The 18,075-nt window shown below is 36.0% G+C and carries 16 protein-coding genes, 1 tRNA gene and 2 pseudogenes; 16 read left to right on the top strand and 3 right to left on the bottom strand.

The genetic code is table 11. The annotated features are described in order from the left end of the window. Positions 1-96 precede the first annotated feature (96 nt). Entirely contained in the window at positions 97-1,548 is a 1,452-nt protein-coding gene (locus tag ABWU74_RS05960; RefSeq protein ID WP_353289280.1) for a replicative DNA helicase, read from the top strand. Positions 1,549-1,661: 113 nt separating this feature from the next. Further along, positions 1,662-2,687 carry a hypothetical protein gene (locus ABWU74_RS05955; RefSeq protein WP_353289279.1) on the top strand — a complete coding sequence of 342 codons (1,026 nt, stop codon included), beginning with the start codon at positions 1,662-1,664 and terminating at the stop codon, positions 2,685-2,687. A 206-nt stretch (positions 2,688-2,893) separates the two neighbouring features. Here the strand turns inward: ABWU74_RS05955 and metG are convergent, their stop codons facing one another. After that, positions 2,894-4,531: a methionine--tRNA ligase gene (gene metG, locus ABWU74_RS05950; protein ID WP_209472839.1), complete on the bottom strand. Its 1,638-nt coding sequence runs from the start codon at positions 4,529-4,531 to the stop codon at positions 2,894-2,896. Positions 4,532-4,688: 157 nt separating this feature from the next. Between metG and ABWU74_RS05945 the strand changes: the two genes are divergently transcribed. Further along, the gene (locus ABWU74_RS05945; protein ID WP_244663072.1) at positions 4,689-5,111 is read left to right on the top strand and encodes a TrbC/VirB2 family protein; all 423 of its coding nucleotides are present in this window, start codon (positions 4,689-4,691) and stop codon (positions 5,109-5,111) included. Positions 5,112-5,122: 11 nt separating this feature from the next. On the opposite strand, the gene ubiG is transcribed toward ABWU74_RS05945, so the two are convergent. Beyond that, the gene (ubiG, locus tag ABWU74_RS05940) at positions 5,123-6,298 is read right to left on the bottom strand and encodes a bifunctional 2-polyprenyl-6-hydroxyphenol methylase/3-demethylubiquinol 3-O-methyltransferase UbiG (protein WP_015589098.1); all 1,176 of its coding nucleotides are present in this window, start codon (positions 6,296-6,298) and stop codon (positions 5,123-5,125) included. A gap of 195 nt (positions 6,299-6,493) precedes the next feature. Between ubiG and ABWU74_RS06730 the strand changes: the two are divergent. Together ABWU74_RS06730 and dnaG are read left to right on the top strand one after the other, a co-directional pair. After that, positions 6,494-6,580 (top strand): annotated as a pseudogene (locus ABWU74_RS06730) (WPE palindromic element domain-containing protein); the annotation flags it as partial. 619 nt (positions 6,581-7,199) lie between these two features. After that, entirely contained in the window at positions 7,200-8,948 is a 1,749-nt protein-coding gene (dnaG, locus tag ABWU74_RS05930; RefSeq protein WP_209472835.1) for a DNA primase, read from the top strand. A 276-nt stretch (positions 8,949-9,224) separates the two neighbouring features. Here dnaG and ABWU74_RS05925 read toward each other — a convergent pair. Continuing rightward, positions 9,225-10,057 (bottom strand): annotated as a pseudogene (locus ABWU74_RS05925) (IS5 family transposase). A 657-nt stretch (positions 10,058-10,714) separates the two neighbouring features. Here ABWU74_RS05925 and rpsL point away from each other — a divergent pair. The 11 genes from rpsL to rplL all read left to right on the top strand — a co-directional run bounded on the left by rpsL (position 10,715) and on the right by rplL (position 18,047). After that, complete coding sequence (rpsL, locus tag ABWU74_RS05920) at positions 10,715-11,089, top strand: 30S ribosomal protein S12 (protein ID WP_006279787.1); 375 nt, start codon at positions 10,715-10,717, stop codon at positions 11,087-11,089. A 5-nt stretch (positions 11,090-11,094) separates the two neighbouring features. Beyond that, positions 11,095-11,574, top strand: a complete 480-nt coding sequence (rpsG, locus tag ABWU74_RS05915) for a 30S ribosomal protein S7 (RefSeq protein WP_007549313.1) — start codon at positions 11,095-11,097, stop codon at positions 11,572-11,574. Positions 11,575-11,595: 21 nt separating this feature from the next. Continuing rightward, entirely contained in the window at positions 11,596-13,671 is a 2,076-nt protein-coding gene (fusA, locus tag ABWU74_RS05910; RefSeq protein ID WP_353289278.1) for an elongation factor G, read from the top strand. Positions 13,672-13,682: 11 nt separating this feature from the next. Further along, positions 13,683-14,855 carry an elongation factor Tu gene (gene tuf / locus ABWU74_RS05905; protein ID WP_010962309.1) on the top strand — a complete coding sequence of 391 codons (1,173 nt, stop codon included), beginning with the start codon at positions 13,683-13,685 and terminating at the stop codon, positions 14,853-14,855. Between the two features lie 13 nt (positions 14,856-14,868). Continuing rightward, a tRNA-Trp gene (locus ABWU74_RS05900) sits at positions 14,869-14,941 on the top strand. A gap of 19 nt (positions 14,942-14,960) precedes the next feature. Next, a complete protein-coding gene (gene secE / locus ABWU74_RS05895; RefSeq protein WP_022626186.1) occupies positions 14,961-15,161 on the top strand; it encodes a preprotein translocase subunit SecE in 201 nt (66 codons plus the stop codon). After that, positions 15,151-15,987 carry a transcription termination/antitermination protein NusG gene (gene nusG, locus ABWU74_RS05890; protein ID WP_353289277.1) on the top strand — a complete coding sequence of 279 codons (837 nt, stop codon included), beginning with the start codon at positions 15,151-15,153 and terminating at the stop codon, positions 15,985-15,987. Before secE ends, nusG begins: the two co-directional genes overlap by 11 nt. A 2-nt stretch (positions 15,988-15,989) precedes the next feature. Continuing rightward, positions 15,990-16,430 carry a 50S ribosomal protein L11 gene (locus tag ABWU74_RS05885; protein ID WP_006279541.1) on the top strand — a complete coding sequence of 147 codons (441 nt, stop codon included), beginning with the start codon at positions 15,990-15,992 and terminating at the stop codon, positions 16,428-16,430. Positions 16,431-16,434: 4 nt separating this feature from the next. Further along, positions 16,435-17,088 carry a 50S ribosomal protein L1 gene (gene rplA, locus ABWU74_RS05880; protein ID WP_065094732.1) on the top strand — a complete coding sequence of 218 codons (654 nt, stop codon included), beginning with the start codon at positions 16,435-16,437 and terminating at the stop codon, positions 17,086-17,088. Between the two features lie 12 nt (positions 17,089-17,100). After that, the gene (gene rplJ / locus ABWU74_RS05875) at positions 17,101-17,619 is read left to right on the top strand and encodes a 50S ribosomal protein L10 (protein WP_006279539.1); all 519 of its coding nucleotides are present in this window, start codon (positions 17,101-17,103) and stop codon (positions 17,617-17,619) included. A gap of 26 nt (positions 17,620-17,645) precedes the next feature. Further along, a complete protein-coding gene (rplL, locus tag ABWU74_RS05870; RefSeq protein ID WP_007551887.1) occupies positions 17,646-18,047 on the top strand; it encodes a 50S ribosomal protein L7/L12 in 402 nt (133 codons plus the stop codon). The last annotated feature ends 28 nt before the right edge of the window (positions 18,048-18,075 follow it).

Raw genomic sequence — 18,075 nt, 5'->3', positions numbered from 1 at the left:
AGGCAACACGGAATTAGTCAAATTTTTTTGCCTTTACATCTTTCAAATGAGGACTAAATATTCTACAATAATCAACAGTTACTCTCAAAACTTAAAATGAATGAATTAGCCAATCTCCTCAGTTCAAGAAGTGTAGACAAGGAAATATGTAAATTACCGCATAATTTAGAAGCTGAACAGATGCTTATTGGTGCAATGATTCGTGATAATAGAATCTGTGATGCAGTTGAAGACACAATTACAGCAGAAAATTTCTATGATCCACTGCATCAAAGTATTTTTACGCAAATATCTAAAACCAGAAAACATGGCATAGTTGCCAATGAACTGAGCCTTAAAATGTTTTTTGAAAACGACCAAGCATTTACCGAGTGTGGTGGGGTAGAGTACTTAGCAAAGCTTGCAGCGAAGGCAAGTATTGCACTTGATATTTATAGTTTGACTAGAATAATCCGTGATACTTACTTAAGGAGATGTTTAATTAAGCTCGGGCAAGAAATAGTTGGTGATAGCTACAACTACGATATTGAAAATCCTGCACAGGCGCAAATTGAACAAGCAATGACAAAATTGTTCAATTTGGCAGTAAAAAAACAAGGTGAGAAAACATATATAAAACTTGCAAGTTCAATTAAAGATGTAGTTGAGAAGATCAGCACACTGAAAAATAATCCAGAAGCGCTAGGCGTTACAACCGGACTTCAAGATCTAAATCAGCTTCTTGGTGGTCTACAAAAATCTGATTTATTAATTTTAGCTGCAAGGCCTTCTATGGGTAAAACAGCATTGGCGCTAAACATCGCACTTAATGCTTGTAAGATGTTGCAAAAAAGAGCAGATAAGCAACACTATGTAGCGTTTTTCTCGCTTGAAATGTCAGCAGAGCAATTAACTGCAAGGCTGATCACTATAGATTCAGGAATTAGTTATTATAAGGCATTAACCGGGAGAATTAGTGATTTTGAATTGCATGAATTTATCAATACTAGTACAGAATTATCTGAACTGCCTTTCATCATAGATGACACCCCTGCGCTATCAATTAGTGCCCTTCGCACCAGAATACGCTTGCTGTATCAATTATATAATGTAGAAGTGGTATTCATTGATTATTTGCAGCTAATCAGAGGAACAACAAAAAGGAGTAATGAAAATAGAGTGCAAGAAATCTCGGAAGTGACGCAGGGTTTGAAAGCAATTGCAAAGCAGCTAAATATTCCCATTGTTGCACTATCTCAGCTCTCTCGTTCTGTTGAGCAGAGGGATGATAAAAAACCACAACTTTCTGATTTACGTGATTCAGGGAGCATAGAGCAAGACGCAGATATAGTAATGTTTCTCTATAGAGAAGAGTATTATGAACTAAGAAAACAGCCAAATGAAGGAAACAATAAACATCGGGAATGGCAAGAGAAAATGGAAAAAATTAGAAACATTGCAGAGCTCATTATTGCAAAGCAGAGAAATGGACCAATTGGCAGTGTGAAGCTATATTTTGACTCTAACAGAGGTGCATTTAAAGATTACACGGAAAGGCATAGTTCATAGCTTGGCAGCAATCTTCTTGTTCCCAAGTTTATCAATTATTTTTTTATGTAAAGATAGCTTGACAACTTCTTAAAAATCCTTTTATAATGGTATTATATTTTATAATACGTGAGATGATGAATAAAAACAATGTACCCTATCTTATAGCTGGTGCTCTGGCTACTGCAACTTTGTTAGCATCGGGAGTGTTTGCTGCAGCTCCTTATATTGGTTTCTTAGCTCCAGTTGCAGCATTAAGTGTTGGCCTGCCATTTATTATTGGTTATGCTGTGTTTTCTGTTGTAACTATTGCACTTTCGTATAAAGCAATTAGTGAGAACAAAACAAATTCTGAGTTAAAAAATAAAATGAAAGCTCAAGAGCAAACAATTTCTGGGCAAAAAACTCAACTAGCTAAAAAAGAAGCGGAAGTAAAAGCTAAAGAGGAAGAAAATTCTAAGTTAAAAAATAAAGTAGAAGCTCAAGAGGAAGAAAATTCTAAGTTAAAAGATCAAGTACGCACTCAAAAGCAGAAAAGTTCTGAGCAAAAAACTCAACTAGCTGAAAAAAATAAAAAGATAGAAGAAGACAAATTAAAAGTGGCAATTGCTGATGGCACTGTTCAGCTTGCAAAAGGAACAGTTAATAGCGCTGTTTGGCTTGCAAAAGAAGCAGTTAATGGTGTCTTGTATTCTGGCAAATATGCTTACGATAATTATGTGCCATCAACTGAGTCTACAAAAGGAACACTTAGTGGTATTGGAGGTGGCTTGAAAAATACTTATGATGCGTCAATTGCATCTGTAAGAGGAGCACTTAACAGCGTTGGAAGCAGCTTGTACAGTAGGATTTATGGTACTAAGGTTTCTAGTCCGGAAGAGCAGTTTAAGCGTGAAGATGGATCTAAACCTAGCATGCAAGAACTAACTCGTTTGGATTATTTAAATCTTGAGGTTCTTTCCAGTGAGCAAAAGCAACGAGCTAATAGTTTGGATTATTTAAATATTGATAACGTTCCTAAGCAACCTGATCATTTAAATGTTGATGCTGCTAAAAGTTATTTAATGAGTCTTTCTGAGGATCAGGATGTATTTTATGATGCAGAATCTGGTGATGAAAAAGGTACTGAGATTTCTAGCCCAGAAAGTCAGCCAACTTAAAGAAGAAAATGGTCAAGGCTGGTTTGCATGGAGCCTAGGAAAGGTTAAGTCGGCAATGACTGAAGTAGTAGTGATAGATGCTGATGTTACTAAACCATATTTTGCTAAAGTAACTAAGGCACTTGCCACCTAACTTGAATATGTAGACAGCGGTGTGCACCGTTGTTAACTAAAGATAATCCCATCCAGGAGAAATAGTTTTTACACTATTTCTCCTCTTTAGCATCAACCCTCAAAAAAACCGGCGTAGGTTTAGGCAGCGTAATGCCTAAGCTTACGCATGCGTTGCACAGAGATTTTAAATCTTGTTGCTCTTTCGGGATTTGCAGTTGATCAAGTATCATTTCCGCTGACCTCGGGACAATTGGCTGCAATAAAATGCCTATTATCCTGATATATTCCAGTAACTTGTAAATTACTAAATTCATGCGCTCTCTGTCAGTTTTGCTTAGTGTCCAGGGTGCACTTTTGTCTATGTAGGCATTTGCTTCAGAAGAGATGTTGATGATTAGAAGTATGATATGGTTAAATTCATACTTTGATAAATGGTCTATCACTTGACCTAGTATAGCTTTGCAATTTGGCAAACTTTCTTCACCTTTAAGTAGGCTTTGATCGATTGTTGGTACAATTCCAGAACATTGCTTGTGTAAAAATGAAATTGTTCTTTGTACTAAATTGCCTATGTTGTTTGCCAGTTCTGAATTTATCCGGCTGATCATATTTTTCTTACTAAAGTTACCATCCTGGCCGAAGCTTGCTTCCCTGAGGAGAAAATAGCGTAGCTGATCAACACCAAACTCTTGAGCGAGGCCAATTGGATCTATGACATTACCAAGGGACTTGGATATTTTCTCTCCCTCGTTCAACCACCAACCATGAACTGCAATTTGTTTTGGCAGTGGCAGGTCTGCTGCAAGGAGAATCGCTGGCCAATATACAGCATGAAAGCGCAATATGTCTTTACCGATTACATGAACGTTGAAAGAGTTGTCAGCTAGGTTTGCAGCGCTTGACACTGGAATCTGCGTTTTCCCTTGGTTTGGTGTCATTCCAGTGCTTGACACTGGAATCTGTGTTTCTGGTTCTGCCCAAAACCTCTTATATTCCTCACCTTCAGTACTAGGGAAACCTATTGATGTAAGATAATTGGTTAATGCATCTATCCAGACATAGATTACGTGTTTGTCATTACCTGGTACTTTTATTCCCCAGTTAAAACTAGTGCGAGAGATTGAGAGGTCAATGAGCCCTGATCTTACAAACGATATCACTTCATTTCTTCTGCTCTCAGGAAAGATAAAACTTGGCTGATTTTTATAGAGTTCCAGTAATTTTTCTTGCCAGTTTGATAAGCGAAAAAAGTAACTCTCTTCTTTTATCCACTGGACCTCAGCACCTGTTGGTGCTTTGCCATCTATCAGCTCTGACTCCTGATAAAATGCTTCATCACGAACTGAATACCAACCCGAATAGGAATCCAAATATATTTGCCCTCTCTCTTCAAGTCTATTCCATAAAGCTATAACTGCTTTTTTGTGACGTTCCTCCGTAGTGCGAATAAAATCGTCATACTCAAAATTCATGAACTTAGCCAATTCTTTAAATGAAACGCTCACTTCATCTGTAAATTCTTTTGGCTGCATTTCCTTTGCTTTAGCTGCTTTTTCTATTTTTTGTCCATGTTCATCTGTACCGGTGGTAAATTTGACATTTTTCCCAGCTAGTTTCATGAACCTTGCCACCACGTCACACAAGAGAGAAGTGTATGCATGACCAATATGCGGCTTATCGTTTACGTAATATACTGGCGTGGTGATGTAAAAGTTCTCGAATTGTTCCATGGTTTAGCATTTTGATAAAAATCAACTGAGTTAATTATAGTATTAAAAAGGCAGTAATAAATAAATATTGATTGGGTTAAGCATAATTTTTGAAAAAAGCTATTTACTGAAATTTTATTAAAATAAGAAACAATCAGGCATGATTATTGAAAGAACAATGAGAAATTTTCTTGTAATTCTATTTATAGTTTTCTATGCATTTGATGCACACGCTGATGGAGCAACAGATGTAATGTGTAATGTAATAGGTTACGTTCATGGAATAGGTGGACCAATGATTACAGTGGTAATAATTGGTTCAAGCTTACTTGCAATATTTGGCAGAATGCCTTGGCCTGCACTTTTCGCACTAGGTATATTTGTTGCTGTGTTTTTTGGTGCTCCTCAAATTGTAACAAAGGTAACAGAAAAAGAAGTTTGTTGTCTTTTTAAAGGTCAAACCTTGGAGAATGGAAAGTGTGTTGCTGCTCCTGGATATGAACGTGTAGGTACAGGTTATGCTTGTCGTTCCGGTTGGGCGCTAACTAATAAAGGCTACTGTATAAAAGCTGGCCAAGATCCTTCAAAGTATTGGAAGTGAAAATGGTGCTTTTATAGAGTTAAATCTAACAAACCGCAGAGTATATAATTAACATCCACGCCTTTAGTTAGATTCCACTCACGCTTTATTACGTTGTACTCCATGCCAGCCATGTTTTGCAGCGTTACATTATTTTCTCTTAAGTGATTTGCAATTTCTGACGGCTTGAGAAATTTATTCCAGTTATGTGTACCTTTTGGCAGCCAATTTAATATGTACTCTGCACCAATTATTGCAAGACAAAAGGATTTAATAGTTCTATTTATTGTGGATATAAAGATTAACCCCTCCGGTTTTAGCAGTTCTATCGCTTTTTTCATGAAAAGCTCTAAATTATCCACATGTTCAACTACTTCCATCAGCAGAACCACGTCGTACTTCTTGTCATTGCTTAGCTCTTCAATGCTGGTGTGTATATATTCTATATTTAACCCTACTTTTTTTGCATGTGAATGCGCTACTTTTATGTTTTCTTCACATACATCTATTCCCACAACGTTAATGCCAACGCGTGCCATTGACTCTGACAAAATGCCACCACCGCATCCAACATCAAGCAATGATAATTCTTTCAAATTGCATTTTTTTAACTCTTTTATTTTCTCAATAATGTAAGATACTCTAACAGGATTCATCATGTGCAATGGTTTGAATTTGCCGTTCTCATCCCACCACTGGCCTGCCATTTTAGCGAATTTTGATATTTCATCTTCGTTATAAGTTTTTGTTTTTTTTTTCTTAGAGGTTATATTGCTGAGTTTATCAAGGCGTTTTTTATGTCTGCTTTCTTTTGAAAATTCTGTTTCGAGGAATTGTTTGACTATGTCTTTTGCTAATCCACTCGCAGTAAACCCTGCACCAAGACACAGTACATTTGCGTTGCCATGCTCGCGAGCTAATTTTGCGATCTCAACACTGTTACATAAAGCAGCGTAGATTCCTTCAAAACGATTTGCCACAGTACTCATGCCCAAACCTGTACCACAAATTAATATCCCATAATTTGCTTTTTTGCTTGTTATATCTTCTACAACTTTAACAGCATAGTTTGGGTAATCTACACACTTTTGCTTAGCAGTGCAGCCTTGATCTACTACTCTGTAACCTAGGGCTTCCAGGTAAGGTTTTATTTCTGATTTTAATTCATAACCAGCATGATCTGAGGCAATTGATACTATACCTAACATATAAGAAATAAGGACATTTTATATGGGTTTGAACTTTCTGTCAAGTCATTCAATGCTTCTGACCTTTTGGGAGTTCTAAAGCTATAGCTAAGGTTTTCCTACGTCATACCGCAATTCATTCCACAACTGTACGAACATTGTGATTTGAGAATAATCTCCGCCAGGAAGGGTGTCATCCCAGTGCTTTGGCACTGAGATCCAGAAAACTTAATTTTAAATAAGTACACCAGATAGCTGTATAATAAGAACTGGATTCCAGTGTCAAGCACTGGAATGACACCTTCTGTATAAATATTAAGAAATTTACCAAACGAAAAAAAAAGGCAAAAGAAGCCCCGTGGTTGGCTAATTACTTACATTATACTTTCAAGTATGGCGTTTTTTTATTCTAAACGTTTAATAACCGCGATTCAGTTGCTTTTAAGCCGCAACTAATCTAAATTATAAACATTAAGAAATTTACTAAACAGAAAAAAAGGCAAAAGAAACCCTAGGGTAGCTAGTTATTCACTATCCATTTTTTAAATCGGCGTTTTTTGATGTTTTAAATGCTTTATAAGCGCATTTCAGCTTATATTAGGTAAAAACCTAGAAATTTTATAAAGACATAAGGTGCACATAGTGCAAAAAATTAAACATGGGACGCCAGATACGTGAGTTTTTTTGTCATTTAATCTGTACAGAGAAGATAAATAAATAGCTTCAGTTTCATGATAAGGGGGCTGGCGGAGTTTGTCAAGTAAGTTTTTTGTTTCTGTGGGCTACCTGGATGACAGGATTGCTCTTGAATTTGTATAGCTACATTGTCGGTAAATCTAAATTGCTTTAGTTATAGAAATAAATTTCGAGTCAGATGTGTATAAATTCTATATAATTTTTATCCTACTACTAATTTAACAAGATGGATCATATAGATATTATAAAATCAAAATTATTATTATCCGACATAGTAGGTAAAAAAGTCAGATTAATAAAAAGAGGAGATAGTTTTGTTGGGCTCTGTCCATTTCATAACGAAAAAACCCCATCTTTTTCGGTGAGCAATACTAAGGGGTTATATTACTGTTTTGGTTGCTTGGCTAGTGGTGATGCATTTGAATTTATTTCACAAACTGAAGGATTAAGCTTTAAAGAAGCATTGGAAAAATTAGCATCGGTTACAGGTGTTGAACTGCCCAAAAATCTTAGTATTACAAAAGAGGACAATAAACTATTTTTAGCGCTTGATTTAGCTGCAAATTGGTTTGCACAAAAAAATCAAGGTGTTGTAGATTATTTAAAGCAGCGTAAGATTTTACCTAAAATCATAGATAAATTTAAGATAGGTTATGCACCAAGCTCTGGTTTGAAAGAGTATTTAAACTCTTCAGGTATTGAAGACAGAATTTTGATTGATATTGGATTAGTAAACAAAAATTTTCATGATTATTTTTATGACCGGCTGATATTTCCTATACAGAGCATTGCAGGGAGAGTTATTGGTTTTGGCGGACGTGCGCTAAGTTCTGAGCAACAGCCGAAATATTTAAACAGTCCAGAGAGTCAGCTCTTCAAGAAGAGGGAGAATTTATACGGATTAAACTTTGCTTTAAGCGAAATACGTAAAAAACAGCACATACTCGTTGTTGAAGGATATATGGACGCTATAGCGCTACATCAAGCAGGAATTAGTAATGCAGTTGCTCCGCTTGGTACCGCAATTTCTGCAGAACAGATAAAAAATCTATGGAGATTTGCTAAAGAAATCTCCATCTGTATGGATGGCGATAGTGCTGGACGTCATGCTGCTACTCGAGTTGCAGAACTTGCTCTGCCAATATTAGAGCCTGGATACACGTTAAAGTTTGTGACTTTGCCAAGTAATAAAGATCCATACGATATATGTAACGAACTGGCATACAAGAAAGAAGACGTGTTGACTGCTCTTGACCATTCAACAAAACTGCATTCTGAATATTTATGGCATCACATAATCGATAGCAATTTGCAAAATTATGAAAAATTTGCTCCGGAAAAATATTCAATTCTTGAGCACAAGTTCATGGAATATGTAAATACTATTAGCAACAGCAGTATTAGAAGGTATTACAGAGATTATTTTTACAATAAGGCTAGTGAACTAAGAAGTAGCTTCAAAAAACAGATTTTTAATAGTAAAACTAGAGCAACAAAAGGTGAGTATCTTCATAACAAGTCTCCAGAGCTAATTGAAGCAGAGCAAAATCAGGCCGTAATTTTGCGTATAGCCGTAGAATTTCCTGAAATCTTGAACCGTCCTATATTTTTTGAGCAATTTTCTCATTTTGAATTTACTAATGAGATGAAAAGATTACAACAGCGTATAATTGATGTAATAAGTAACAAAAGCAAACTCGATAAAGAGGCTTTGTTACAAGAATTGAAACAGTTTAACGTTATAAAGTATGTATTTGAAAAAACTAGTGTACTAAATAGCCAACTGAACGAGAGAAAATCTGCAGAAATTGTGTGGAATAATATAGTGTTACTAAAAGAGTTAAATGCATTACGAAAAGAAAGAACCGAAGCGAGGCTGAGCGGTAATCTTGACTTAGAGGAAAGGTTGATAGAACAAATAAAGCAAATAGAAAGCAGTATACAAGAAATGCAAATGGAGTTTATTGAAAAGTAGATATCGTCTCGTTAGTCAACAAGAAAATTACAAAATAAGACAATATTTTACATAAGATTGAAATTTTTAACTAATTAAGCCTTTCTCTAACAGCTTTGCCCTGTAGTTTTTGATATGGTTAGGATCACTTGAAAATGTATAATTTTTGTAGTTAGCTCTGCTGTGCATATAAAGTTTACTATTGACTTTTATCACATTATCTCACATAATATGCATGTGAGAAGAATATGAACTGGAAGAATTTTCGTCTTAGAGGTTGTCCGGAAACTAGTAAATTCAAGCATATTCCCTCTTTAACATAACCCTACTCATAGCTAGGTATATGAAATTCTCAGTGGATGTTGTGAGTAAATCATACTCCTTCGATAGCCTTCTATTCCTATTAACCCAAGCAAAAGTCCTTTCTACAACCCATCTTCTTGGCTGTACTTTAAACCCTTGTTCTCTTGTTGGTAGTAGCTCAGGTGGCGTATCTTTGTGCACCCAAAATCTACATGGAGGCCTTTTAACAATTTCAATATCTATGTCATATTCTTCCTTTATGTGATTCTTTAAATTTCTTCCTTGGTATCCCATGTCAGCCCACATTTTTTTAACTTTAGTATATTTTGTTCTCATATTGTTTAATGCTATTTTAATACCATCTCTATCATTTTCGTTAGCAGCGCCTACGTAACAACCTAGTATAAAACCCTGAGTGTCTGTAATTATATGCCTTTTTCTACCCTTTACTTTTTTACTTCCATCATAGCCTTTGATCCCCCCTTTTCTGTAGTCTTTACAGATTGACTATCTACTATACAGGCACTCGGCTGCTCATTCCTTCCTATTTTTCTTCTACTATATTTTGTAATTTCATAATTCATTTTCTCAAAAATTCCCTGCTTCTTCCATTGCCTGAACTGCTCATACACAGTCTTCCATAGCGGAAAATCATTTGGTAAATACCGCCATTGACACCCTGTACGCAATACATAGAAAATTGCTTCTAATATTTCTTTTTTGCTATACTTTGGCGGCCTTCCTCCTTTCTTGTATGATACTCTGAAGTGTTTTTCTATTCTTGCCCATTCCCTTTCGCTTAGATCTGTTGGATACTTTTTTCTCATCTTTACCCCGTACTAAAATTTCAGATATTATAGCCTTTTACTTGTTTCCGGACAACCTCTTAGCAAGCAAACTAGCACAGAAAGTGGTTACAACATTTTCGATGAGATTATATGGAAAACTGGATTCCAGTGTCAAGCACTGGAATGACACCTTCCTGCCCAGTTCATGTTGCCATAAATATTAAGAAATTTACCAAGCAAAAAAAAGGCAAAAGATATCCCGTATTAGCTAGTTGTCACTCTCTAATCCTGCAAATTGGCGTACTATACTGTCTTAAACGCTTTATAAGCGCGTTTCAGCTTATATAGGTAAAAACCCAGAAATGTTGTGAAGAAGTAAAGTGTGCATAGTGCAAAAAATTAAAAATAAGACGCCAATTACGTAATACTGTTGTCATTTAATCTGCACAGATTGAAGATAAATGAATACCTTCAGTACCATGATAATGGGGCTGGCGAAGGGTGTCAAGTAAGTTTTTTCGTTTCTACTGAATGAAAGTTGTGGCTTGGGAGGTAGTGCAAGAAGTCTACTGATGGCTTTCAAGGCAGTTGAGCTTAATTATTAGAGTAGTAATGTTTATTTTTATATTGACTATTGAGGTTTATTATTTTATAACTAAAAACTTAGTTATTTTAATGAGCTTGAGTTTATAACATATGCCTACGATAAATCAATTAATACGTAAGGGTAGATTAGGATTGACCCATAAGAAAAAGGTACCAGCTTTGGGAGAAAGCAACCCTCAAAGGAGAGGTGTTTGCACTAAGGTGTATACTACAACTCCTAGAAAGCCTAACTCAGCACTCCGTAAAGTAGCCAGAGTAAAAATTAGTGGGTATGGTGAAGTGACGGCTTATATACCTGGTGAAGGTCATAATTTACAAGAACACTCTGTTGTTTTGATACGTGGTGGGCGGGTTAAAGATTTGCCAGGTGTGCGTTATCACATAATAAGAGGTGCCCTTGATCTGCGTGGTGTGCAAAATCGAAAGAAAGCTCGTTCAAAATATGGTGTAAAGAAATCTGGTTAAAGTTTATGGCTCGTCGGAATAAAGCAAAAAAAAGAGAAATAAGTCCTGATTCGCGTTATGGCAGTGTTTTGCTGATGCGTTTCATTAATACAATCATGAAATGTGGTAAAAAATCTACTGCAGAAAAGATTATCTATGACGCTTTGTCTTTAGCTGAAAAGAAAATAGGCGAAGGTGGGTTATCAATTTTTGAGACAGCAGTAGGAAATGTTACTCCTTCTATAGAAGTGCGTTCTCGACGCATTGGTGGTGCAACTTATCAAGTACCTGTTGAAGTTCGACAAGATAGAGCGGTTTCTTTAGCGTTAAGGTGGATTGCTAAAGCAACTTCTGCTGCTCGAAAAAAGAGTGGAAAAACCACTGTTGATTGTTTGCAATCTGAAATACTGGATGCTTATAATAAACGCGGTGGTGCGTTTAAGATGTGCGAAGAAAAATATAAAATGGCTGAAGCTAATAAGGCATTTTCTCATCTTCGTTTTTAATGTTAGCTAATTAATTGTGATATGGAAATTGGAATATCTAAATACAGAAATATAGGGATAATGGCTCACATAGATGCTGGTAAGACTACCACAACAGAGCGTATTTTATTTTATACTGGTAAGCAAAATAGAATTGGTGAAGTGCACGATGGTGCAGCTTCTATGGATTGGATGGAGCAGGAAAAAGAGCGTGGTATTACAATCACATCTGCTGCAACAACATGTTTTTGGAATGATCATAGGGTCAATATAATAGACACTCCTGGTCACGTTGATTTCACTATTGAAGTTGAGAGATCTTTAAGGGTTTTGGATGGTGCAGTTGCTGTATTTGATGGAGTTGCTGGAGTTGAACCTCAATCTGAGACAGTGTGGCGTCAAGCTGATAAATATAGCGTTCCTCGTATCTGCTTTGTTAATAAGATGGATAGAATAGGGGCAAATTTTTATCGATGTGTTGATATGATAAAGACGAAGCTTGGTGCAGCACCTTTAGTTATTCATTTACCAATAGGGAGTGAGAAAGATTTCAAAGGTATAATTGACCTTATTTCTATGAAAGCCATTATATGGCAAGAAGAAACGTTGGGCGCTAAATTTTCTTATGAAGATATTCCTTCTGATTTGCTTGATAAGGCTCAAGAATATCGAAATCTTTTATTAGATGCTGCAGCTGAGATGGATGATGAAGCGATGAATACTTACTTTGAGTCTAATGATCTGCCAGTGGATTTACTGAAAAAATGCGTGAGAAATGGGACCATTAAAGGAAAATTTGTTCCTGTGTTATGTGGATCAGCTTTTAAAAATAAAGGCGTACAACCACTTTTAGATGCTGTGGTTGACTTTTTACCTTCTCCTATTGATGTTGATGTAATTGTTGGAATTGATCCTAAAGATTCAGAAAAGAAAATTGAGGTCAAACCTTCAGAAAAAGAGAAATTTGTTGCTCTTGCATTTAAAGTGATGACGGATAAATTTGTAGGCAGCTTGACGTTTATCCGTATTTATTCTGGTAAATTAAAGTCTAAATCTACCGTTTCAAATGCGTTAAAAAACGAAACTGAAGGGATTGGCAGAATGTTACTTATGCATGCAAATAACCGAGAAGATATAACTGAGGCTAGGGCTGGAGATATAGTTGCTTTAGTTGGGCTAAAGAAAACAACCACCGGAGATACTTTATGTTCTGTTGATTTTCCTATATTATTGGAGCGTATGGAATTTCCTGAGCCTGTTATTGAAATTGCTGTAGAACCTAAAACCACTTCAGATCAGGAAAAATTAGGTATTGCTCTAAATAGGTTGGTTGCAGAAGATCCTTCTTTGAGAATGTCAGTAAATGCGGAAAGTGGCCAGACTATATTGAAAGGCATGGGTGAGCTCCATCTTGAGATTATTGTTGATAGAATGAAGCGCGAATTTAACGTTGAGGCTAACGTCGGTGCTCCTCAGGTTGCATATCGTGAAACTATCACTAAATCTGTTGAAATTGATTACACTCATAAAAAACAATCTGGTGGAGCTGGTCAGTTTGCTAAGGTTAAAATAAAATTTGAACCTCTTGAGCCTGGTTCTGGGTTTCAATTTGAAAGTAAAATTGTAGGTGGTGCTATTCCAAAAGAGTATATTCCTGGGGTAGAAAATGGCTTGGAGTTGATAAAAGAAGGTGGTATAATTTCGGGATTTCCGTTGATTGATTTTAAGGCTACCCTTCTTGATGGTGCTTTTCATGAGGTTGATTCTAGTCCTTTAGCTTTTGAACTTGCTGCTAAAGGTGCTTTTAAAGAGATGGCAAATAAAGCTGGTCCAAAAATGCTGGAGCCTATAATGAAAGTTGAAATCATTACTCCTGAAGAATATATGGGTGATGTTATGGGTGATATAAATAGTAGAAGAGGAAATGTTGCTGATATGCTCGATTTAGGTAATAATAGTAAAATAATTACTGCTTCGGTACCTCTTGCAAATATGTTTGGTTATATCAACGTTTTGCGTTCTATGTCTCAGGGAAGGGCGCAGTATAGTATGCATTTTTCTTGTTATGAGCAAGTGCCACAATATGTGGTTGATGAGTTAAAGTTAGAGTATAATTAAGGGTAATAATTATGACAGCAGTAGTGGAAGCATTTGGAAAGCCGCATGTAAATGTGGGAACAATAGGACATGTGGATCATGGGAAGACGACGTTAACAGCGGCGATAACGAAGCATTATGGAAATTTTGTAGCGTACGATCAGATAGATAAAGCGCCAGAAGAAAGGAAGAGGGGGATAACGATAGCAACAGCGCATGTTGAGTATCAGACGGAAAAAAGGCATTATGCACACGTTGATTGTCCTGGACACGCTGACTATGTAAAGAACATGATAGTAGGTGCAGCACAGATGGATGCGGCGATATTGGTAGTGTCGGGGGTTGATGGGCCAATGCCACAAACGAGAGAGCATATATTGCTGGCGAAGCAGGTAGGTGTTGGATATATCGTGGTGTATATAAATAAAGCTGATGTTGCTGATGCTGATATGATAGATTTAGTAGAAATGGAAGTGAGGGAATTACTGAGTAAATACGGATTTCCAGGGGATGAAGTGCCTGTGGTGGTTGGTTCAGCGCTCAAGGCGCTGGAGGATGACAGCAGCGAATATGGAAAGAAATCAATAGATAAATTGATGGAAAAGTTAGATGAATATGTAGCGGTTCCACCAAGGCCTGTGGATTTACCATTTTTATTGCCAATCGAAGATGTATTTTCGATATCGGGGCGAGGAACAGTGGTAACAGGAAGAATAGAGAAGGGAGAGATAAAGACGGGAGAAGAGATAGAGATAATAGGTCTGAAAGCGACGCAAAAGACGATATGCACAGGTGTTGAGATGTTTAAGAAGTTGCTGGATAAGGGAAGTGCAGGACTCAATGTAGGAATATTGTTAAGAGGAACAAAAAGAGAAGAAGTGGAGAGAGGGCAAGTATTAGCGAAACCGGGGACGATAACACCGCATAGAAAGTTTAAGGCGGAGGTTTATATATTAAAGAAAGAGGAAGGAGGAAGGCATACACCATTTTTTGCGAATTACCAGCCACAGTTTTATTTAAGGACAACGGATGTAACTGGGAGCATAAAATTGCTAGATGGGAAGGAGATGGTAATGCCAGGAGATAATGTGAGTGTAGAAGTAGAATTGCAAGTACCGATAGCAATGGATAAGGGATTGCGTTTTGCGATAAGAGAAGGCGGTAGAACTGTTGGTTCTGGTGTTGTTTCTGAAATTTTGGAGTGAGAGTTTGAGTTATAGGAGTGTAGCTCAATTGGTAGAGCGCTGGTCTCCAAAACCAGAGGTTGTAGGTTCAATTCCTATCGCTCCTGCATTAATGTTGTGGTGGAAATGTTAAAAAGTTTGTGTGGTTTTTTCTGTGATATAAAGCAAGAAATACGAAGAATTGCTTGGGTAAAGAAACAGGAGGTGTTGTCATCTCTATTTGTTGTAATGATTGTTATATTATGCTTTTCGATTTTCTTCTGTTTTGTGGATTTTATGTCTCTTTACGTAATTAAGGCTTTATTTGGAATTATTTATGGAATGTGAATATAAATGGTATATCATTAAAGTTGATTATGGATATGAGCAAAACATACGCGAATTGGTAAGTAATGCTGTTTATTTTAAGGAAGTGTTTATTCCTTATCAAACGGTATGTAATTCAAAGTCTGATATAAAAGAATTATGTGAAGTGTATGTATATATGCATCTGTGTGATGAAAGCAAAAATATTTTGAATCAAACGCCTGGATTCTGCAGTGGCGAATCTGGTGATTTTGAGATGATTTCAGATGATGAGATAAGTTTAAAGTGTAAAGAATTTAATAGATATAAATGGTATATCTTGAGAGTTGCTTCCAATTGTGAAGAGAAAGTGCGCCAACATATATTGGAAAATTCTATGAGATTGGGTGTTAATGATTACTTTAAGGAAGTTTTTATTCCATATGAAGAGCTAAGTGAAGTAGAGTTGAAATCTAAGAAAATTGCTACACGAAGGAAATGCTTTCCTGGTTATGTCTTTTTATACGTGAATTTATGCGATGAAGTATTGAATTTTATCAATAATATACCAAAATCTCTTAAGGTTTATGGATTTTTGAAAAACGGTAATATTCCAAGGGTGATTTTGGATGATGAGATTCACTCAATGTGTAATGCACTTTATAATGCTCAAGAGACAAAGAAGTTAGGTTATGGTTATGAAAAAGGTGAAAAAGTGAAAATTAATGATGGTCTTTTTCAAAATTTTACTGGTAAGGTAAATATGGTAAACGATGAGAAAAAAATTATTAATGTGGAAGTATCGATTTTAGGTAAGCCGACAATAATAGAGCTTGATCTGGCTCAAGTAGAGAAAATAGAGGATTAATTATGAGTGTTATAGTTGCTAAGATTAACTTACTTATGGAAGCTGGGAAAGCAGTTCCAGGACCGAAAATTGCTTCAGTACTTGGTCCACGTGGTATACCTGTTCCTAAGTTTTGTGAAGCTTTTAATAAAGTTACTAGTGCTGCTAACGCTAATTATAAAGTAGGCGATTTAGTAACAGTGCGAATTTCCATAAAGGATGATCGCTCTCATGATTTTACTGTCAGCGGTCCGCCTGTGGCTTATTTACTTAAGCAGGAGGCTAAATTAAGTAAAAGTTCTGGTAATCCTGGTAAAGAATTAGTGGCTAAATTACCTATGTCTGCTATAATTAAAGTAGCAAAGTGCAAGATGGTTGATATGAAAGTGGATAATGAAGATTCAGCAGTGAAAATGGTTGTAGGCACTGCAAAATCTATGGGTATAGAAGTTGTGGAAGGTTAGGTAAATGAATACATATAATGATAATCCTAAGCAGTGTTTGAAGAAGATTGTTGAGTCTGCTTCAGCAAAATTTAATGAATCAGTTGATATTGCAGTCAATTTAGGCGTAGATTCACGTAAATCTGAAGAGCAGGTGCGTGGTACAGTAGTTTTGCCTAAAGGTATCGGGAAGAATATTAAAGTAGCTGTTTTCGCTCAAGATAAACATTTATTAGAAGCTGAAAAAGCTGGTGCTGATATTGCAGGAGGAGAGGATTTAGTTGAAGAAATAAAAAAAGGTAGAAAGTTAGATGTTGATTGGTGCATTACTACTCCTGATTTTATGGCAAAAATCACTCCTATTGCAAAAGTATTGGGTGCTAAAGGGCTGATGCCTAACCCTAAATTTGGTACTGTGACTTCTAACATTGCAGAAGCTATTAAAACCATTAAGTCTGGTCAGGTAAAATTTAGAACAGATAAAAATGGTGTTATTCATGGTAAATTAGGAAATATTAAATTTGATATTGATGACTTGCTAGAAAATTTAAAAGCCTTTCTTAAAGTAATTAAAGATAATAAACCTATTTCTGCGAAAGGAATTTACTTTAAGGGTGTTTTTTTAAATTCAACTATGGGTAAAGCTTATAAGATAGGCAAAGTGGAAGATATAATTTAAGGGAGTGATACCGTGAAGCGTAAAGATAAGGATGAATTTATACAGAGCACAATAAACGTATTTGTAAATAATGATTTCTTGATATTAGTAAATTTTAAATCTATAAATGCTAATGATTCATTAACTCTGAGGAATAGTCTGAAGTCTATAGCAGGTGGGGTATTAGTAGTTAAAAACACTCTAGCGCGCTTGGCTTTGGAAAGGACTGGTAAATTCTCTTATTTATCAGGCAAATTTTCCGGTCCTGTTGCTATTATATACTCTAGTGGCATAGTAGAAGCTGCAAAATTAATAGTTGATTTTACTAATGCTAACAAAGAAAAAATGTCTGTGATTTGCGCAGCTCATTTAAATGAATTGTTAACAGTGGAAGATGTTAATAAACTGGCTAAGTTGCCTTCTCTGGATGAATTGCGTGTTAAAATTATGCGTTTAATATCTTATGATATTCCTGCTCGGTTAGCGTTGTCTATTAATTCATCTTCTATGAGGCTTATGAGAGTTTTGGATTATTATAGTTCTAAAAAATAAATTTGTTGTTAAGTAAGGTGGTAATTATGAGTAATGTAACAAGTGATTTGGTTGATAAAATATTATCTTTAAACCTATTAGAGGCTTCTGAACTTGTAAAAGTTTTAGAAGAGAAAATAGGGTTGCCTGCTGGTTCTTTTCTTGGTGGAGCTGTTGGTGCTGGGGCGCCTATTGGTGATAATGCTGCTGCTCCTGCTGCTCAAGAAAAAGCTGAGTATAAAGTTGTGATTAAAGAAATTGATGCGAGTAAAAAAATAGGAGTTATTAAAGCTGTGAGAGAGGTTAATTCTACATTGGGTTTAAAAGAAGCAAAAGAGTTGGTTGAATCTTTACCTAAAGATTTGACTGCTAATGTTCCTAAAGACGAAGCAGAAAAAATCAAGCAAAAACTTATTGAAGCAGGAGCAACTAAAGTGGAGCTTGAATAATATTTAATGTATTAATTTTATATTGATA

The organism is Wolbachia endosymbiont (group A) of Paraperithous gnathaulax (assembly GCF_964028485.1).
In the GTDB taxonomy this organism is placed as follows: Bacteria; Pseudomonadota; Alphaproteobacteria; order Rickettsiales; family Anaplasmataceae; genus Wolbachia; species Wolbachia pipientis.
The sequence above is the reverse complement of the archived record's forward strand: the minus strand, read 5'-3'. Positions and strand labels throughout refer to the sequence as shown.

Coding starts and splice junctions, on each gene's coding strand:
- ABWU74_RS05960 (WP_353289280.1), top strand. CDS start 97: ATGAATGAATTAGCCAATCTCCTCAGTTCAAGAAGTGTAGACAAGGAA.
- ABWU74_RS05955 (WP_353289279.1), top strand. CDS start 1,662: ATGATGAATAAAAACAATGTACCCTATCTTATAGCTGGTGCTCTGGCT.
- metG (WP_209472839.1), bottom strand. CDS start 4,531: ATGGAACAATTCGAGAACTTTTACATCACCACGCCAGTATATTACGTA.
- ABWU74_RS05945 (WP_244663072.1), top strand. CDS start 4,689: ATGAGAAATTTTCTTGTAATTCTATTTATAGTTTTCTATGCATTTGAT.
- ubiG (WP_015589098.1), bottom strand. CDS start 6,298: ATGTTAGGTATAGTATCAATTGCCTCAGATCATGCTGGTTATGAATTA.
- dnaG (WP_209472835.1), top strand. CDS start 7,200: ATGGATCATATAGATATTATAAAATCAAAATTATTATTATCCGACATA.
- rpsL (WP_006279787.1), top strand. CDS start 10,715: ATGCCTACGATAAATCAATTAATACGTAAGGGTAGATTAGGATTGACC.
- rpsG (WP_007549313.1), top strand. CDS start 11,095: ATGGCTCGTCGGAATAAAGCAAAAAAAAGAGAAATAAGTCCTGATTCG.
- fusA (WP_353289278.1), top strand. CDS start 11,596: ATGGAAATTGGAATATCTAAATACAGAAATATAGGGATAATGGCTCAC.
- tuf (WP_010962309.1), top strand. CDS start 13,683: ATGACAGCAGTAGTGGAAGCATTTGGAAAGCCGCATGTAAATGTGGGA.
- secE (WP_022626186.1), top strand. CDS start 14,961: ATGTTAAAAAGTTTGTGTGGTTTTTTCTGTGATATAAAGCAAGAAATA.
- nusG (WP_353289277.1), top strand. CDS start 15,151: ATGGAATGTGAATATAAATGGTATATCATTAAAGTTGATTATGGATAT.
- ABWU74_RS05885 (WP_006279541.1), top strand. CDS start 15,990: ATGAGTGTTATAGTTGCTAAGATTAACTTACTTATGGAAGCTGGGAAA.
- rplA (WP_065094732.1), top strand. CDS start 16,435: ATGAATACATATAATGATAATCCTAAGCAGTGTTTGAAGAAGATTGTT.
- rplL (WP_007551887.1), top strand. CDS start 17,646: ATGAGTAATGTAACAAGTGATTTGGTTGATAAAATATTATCTTTAAAC.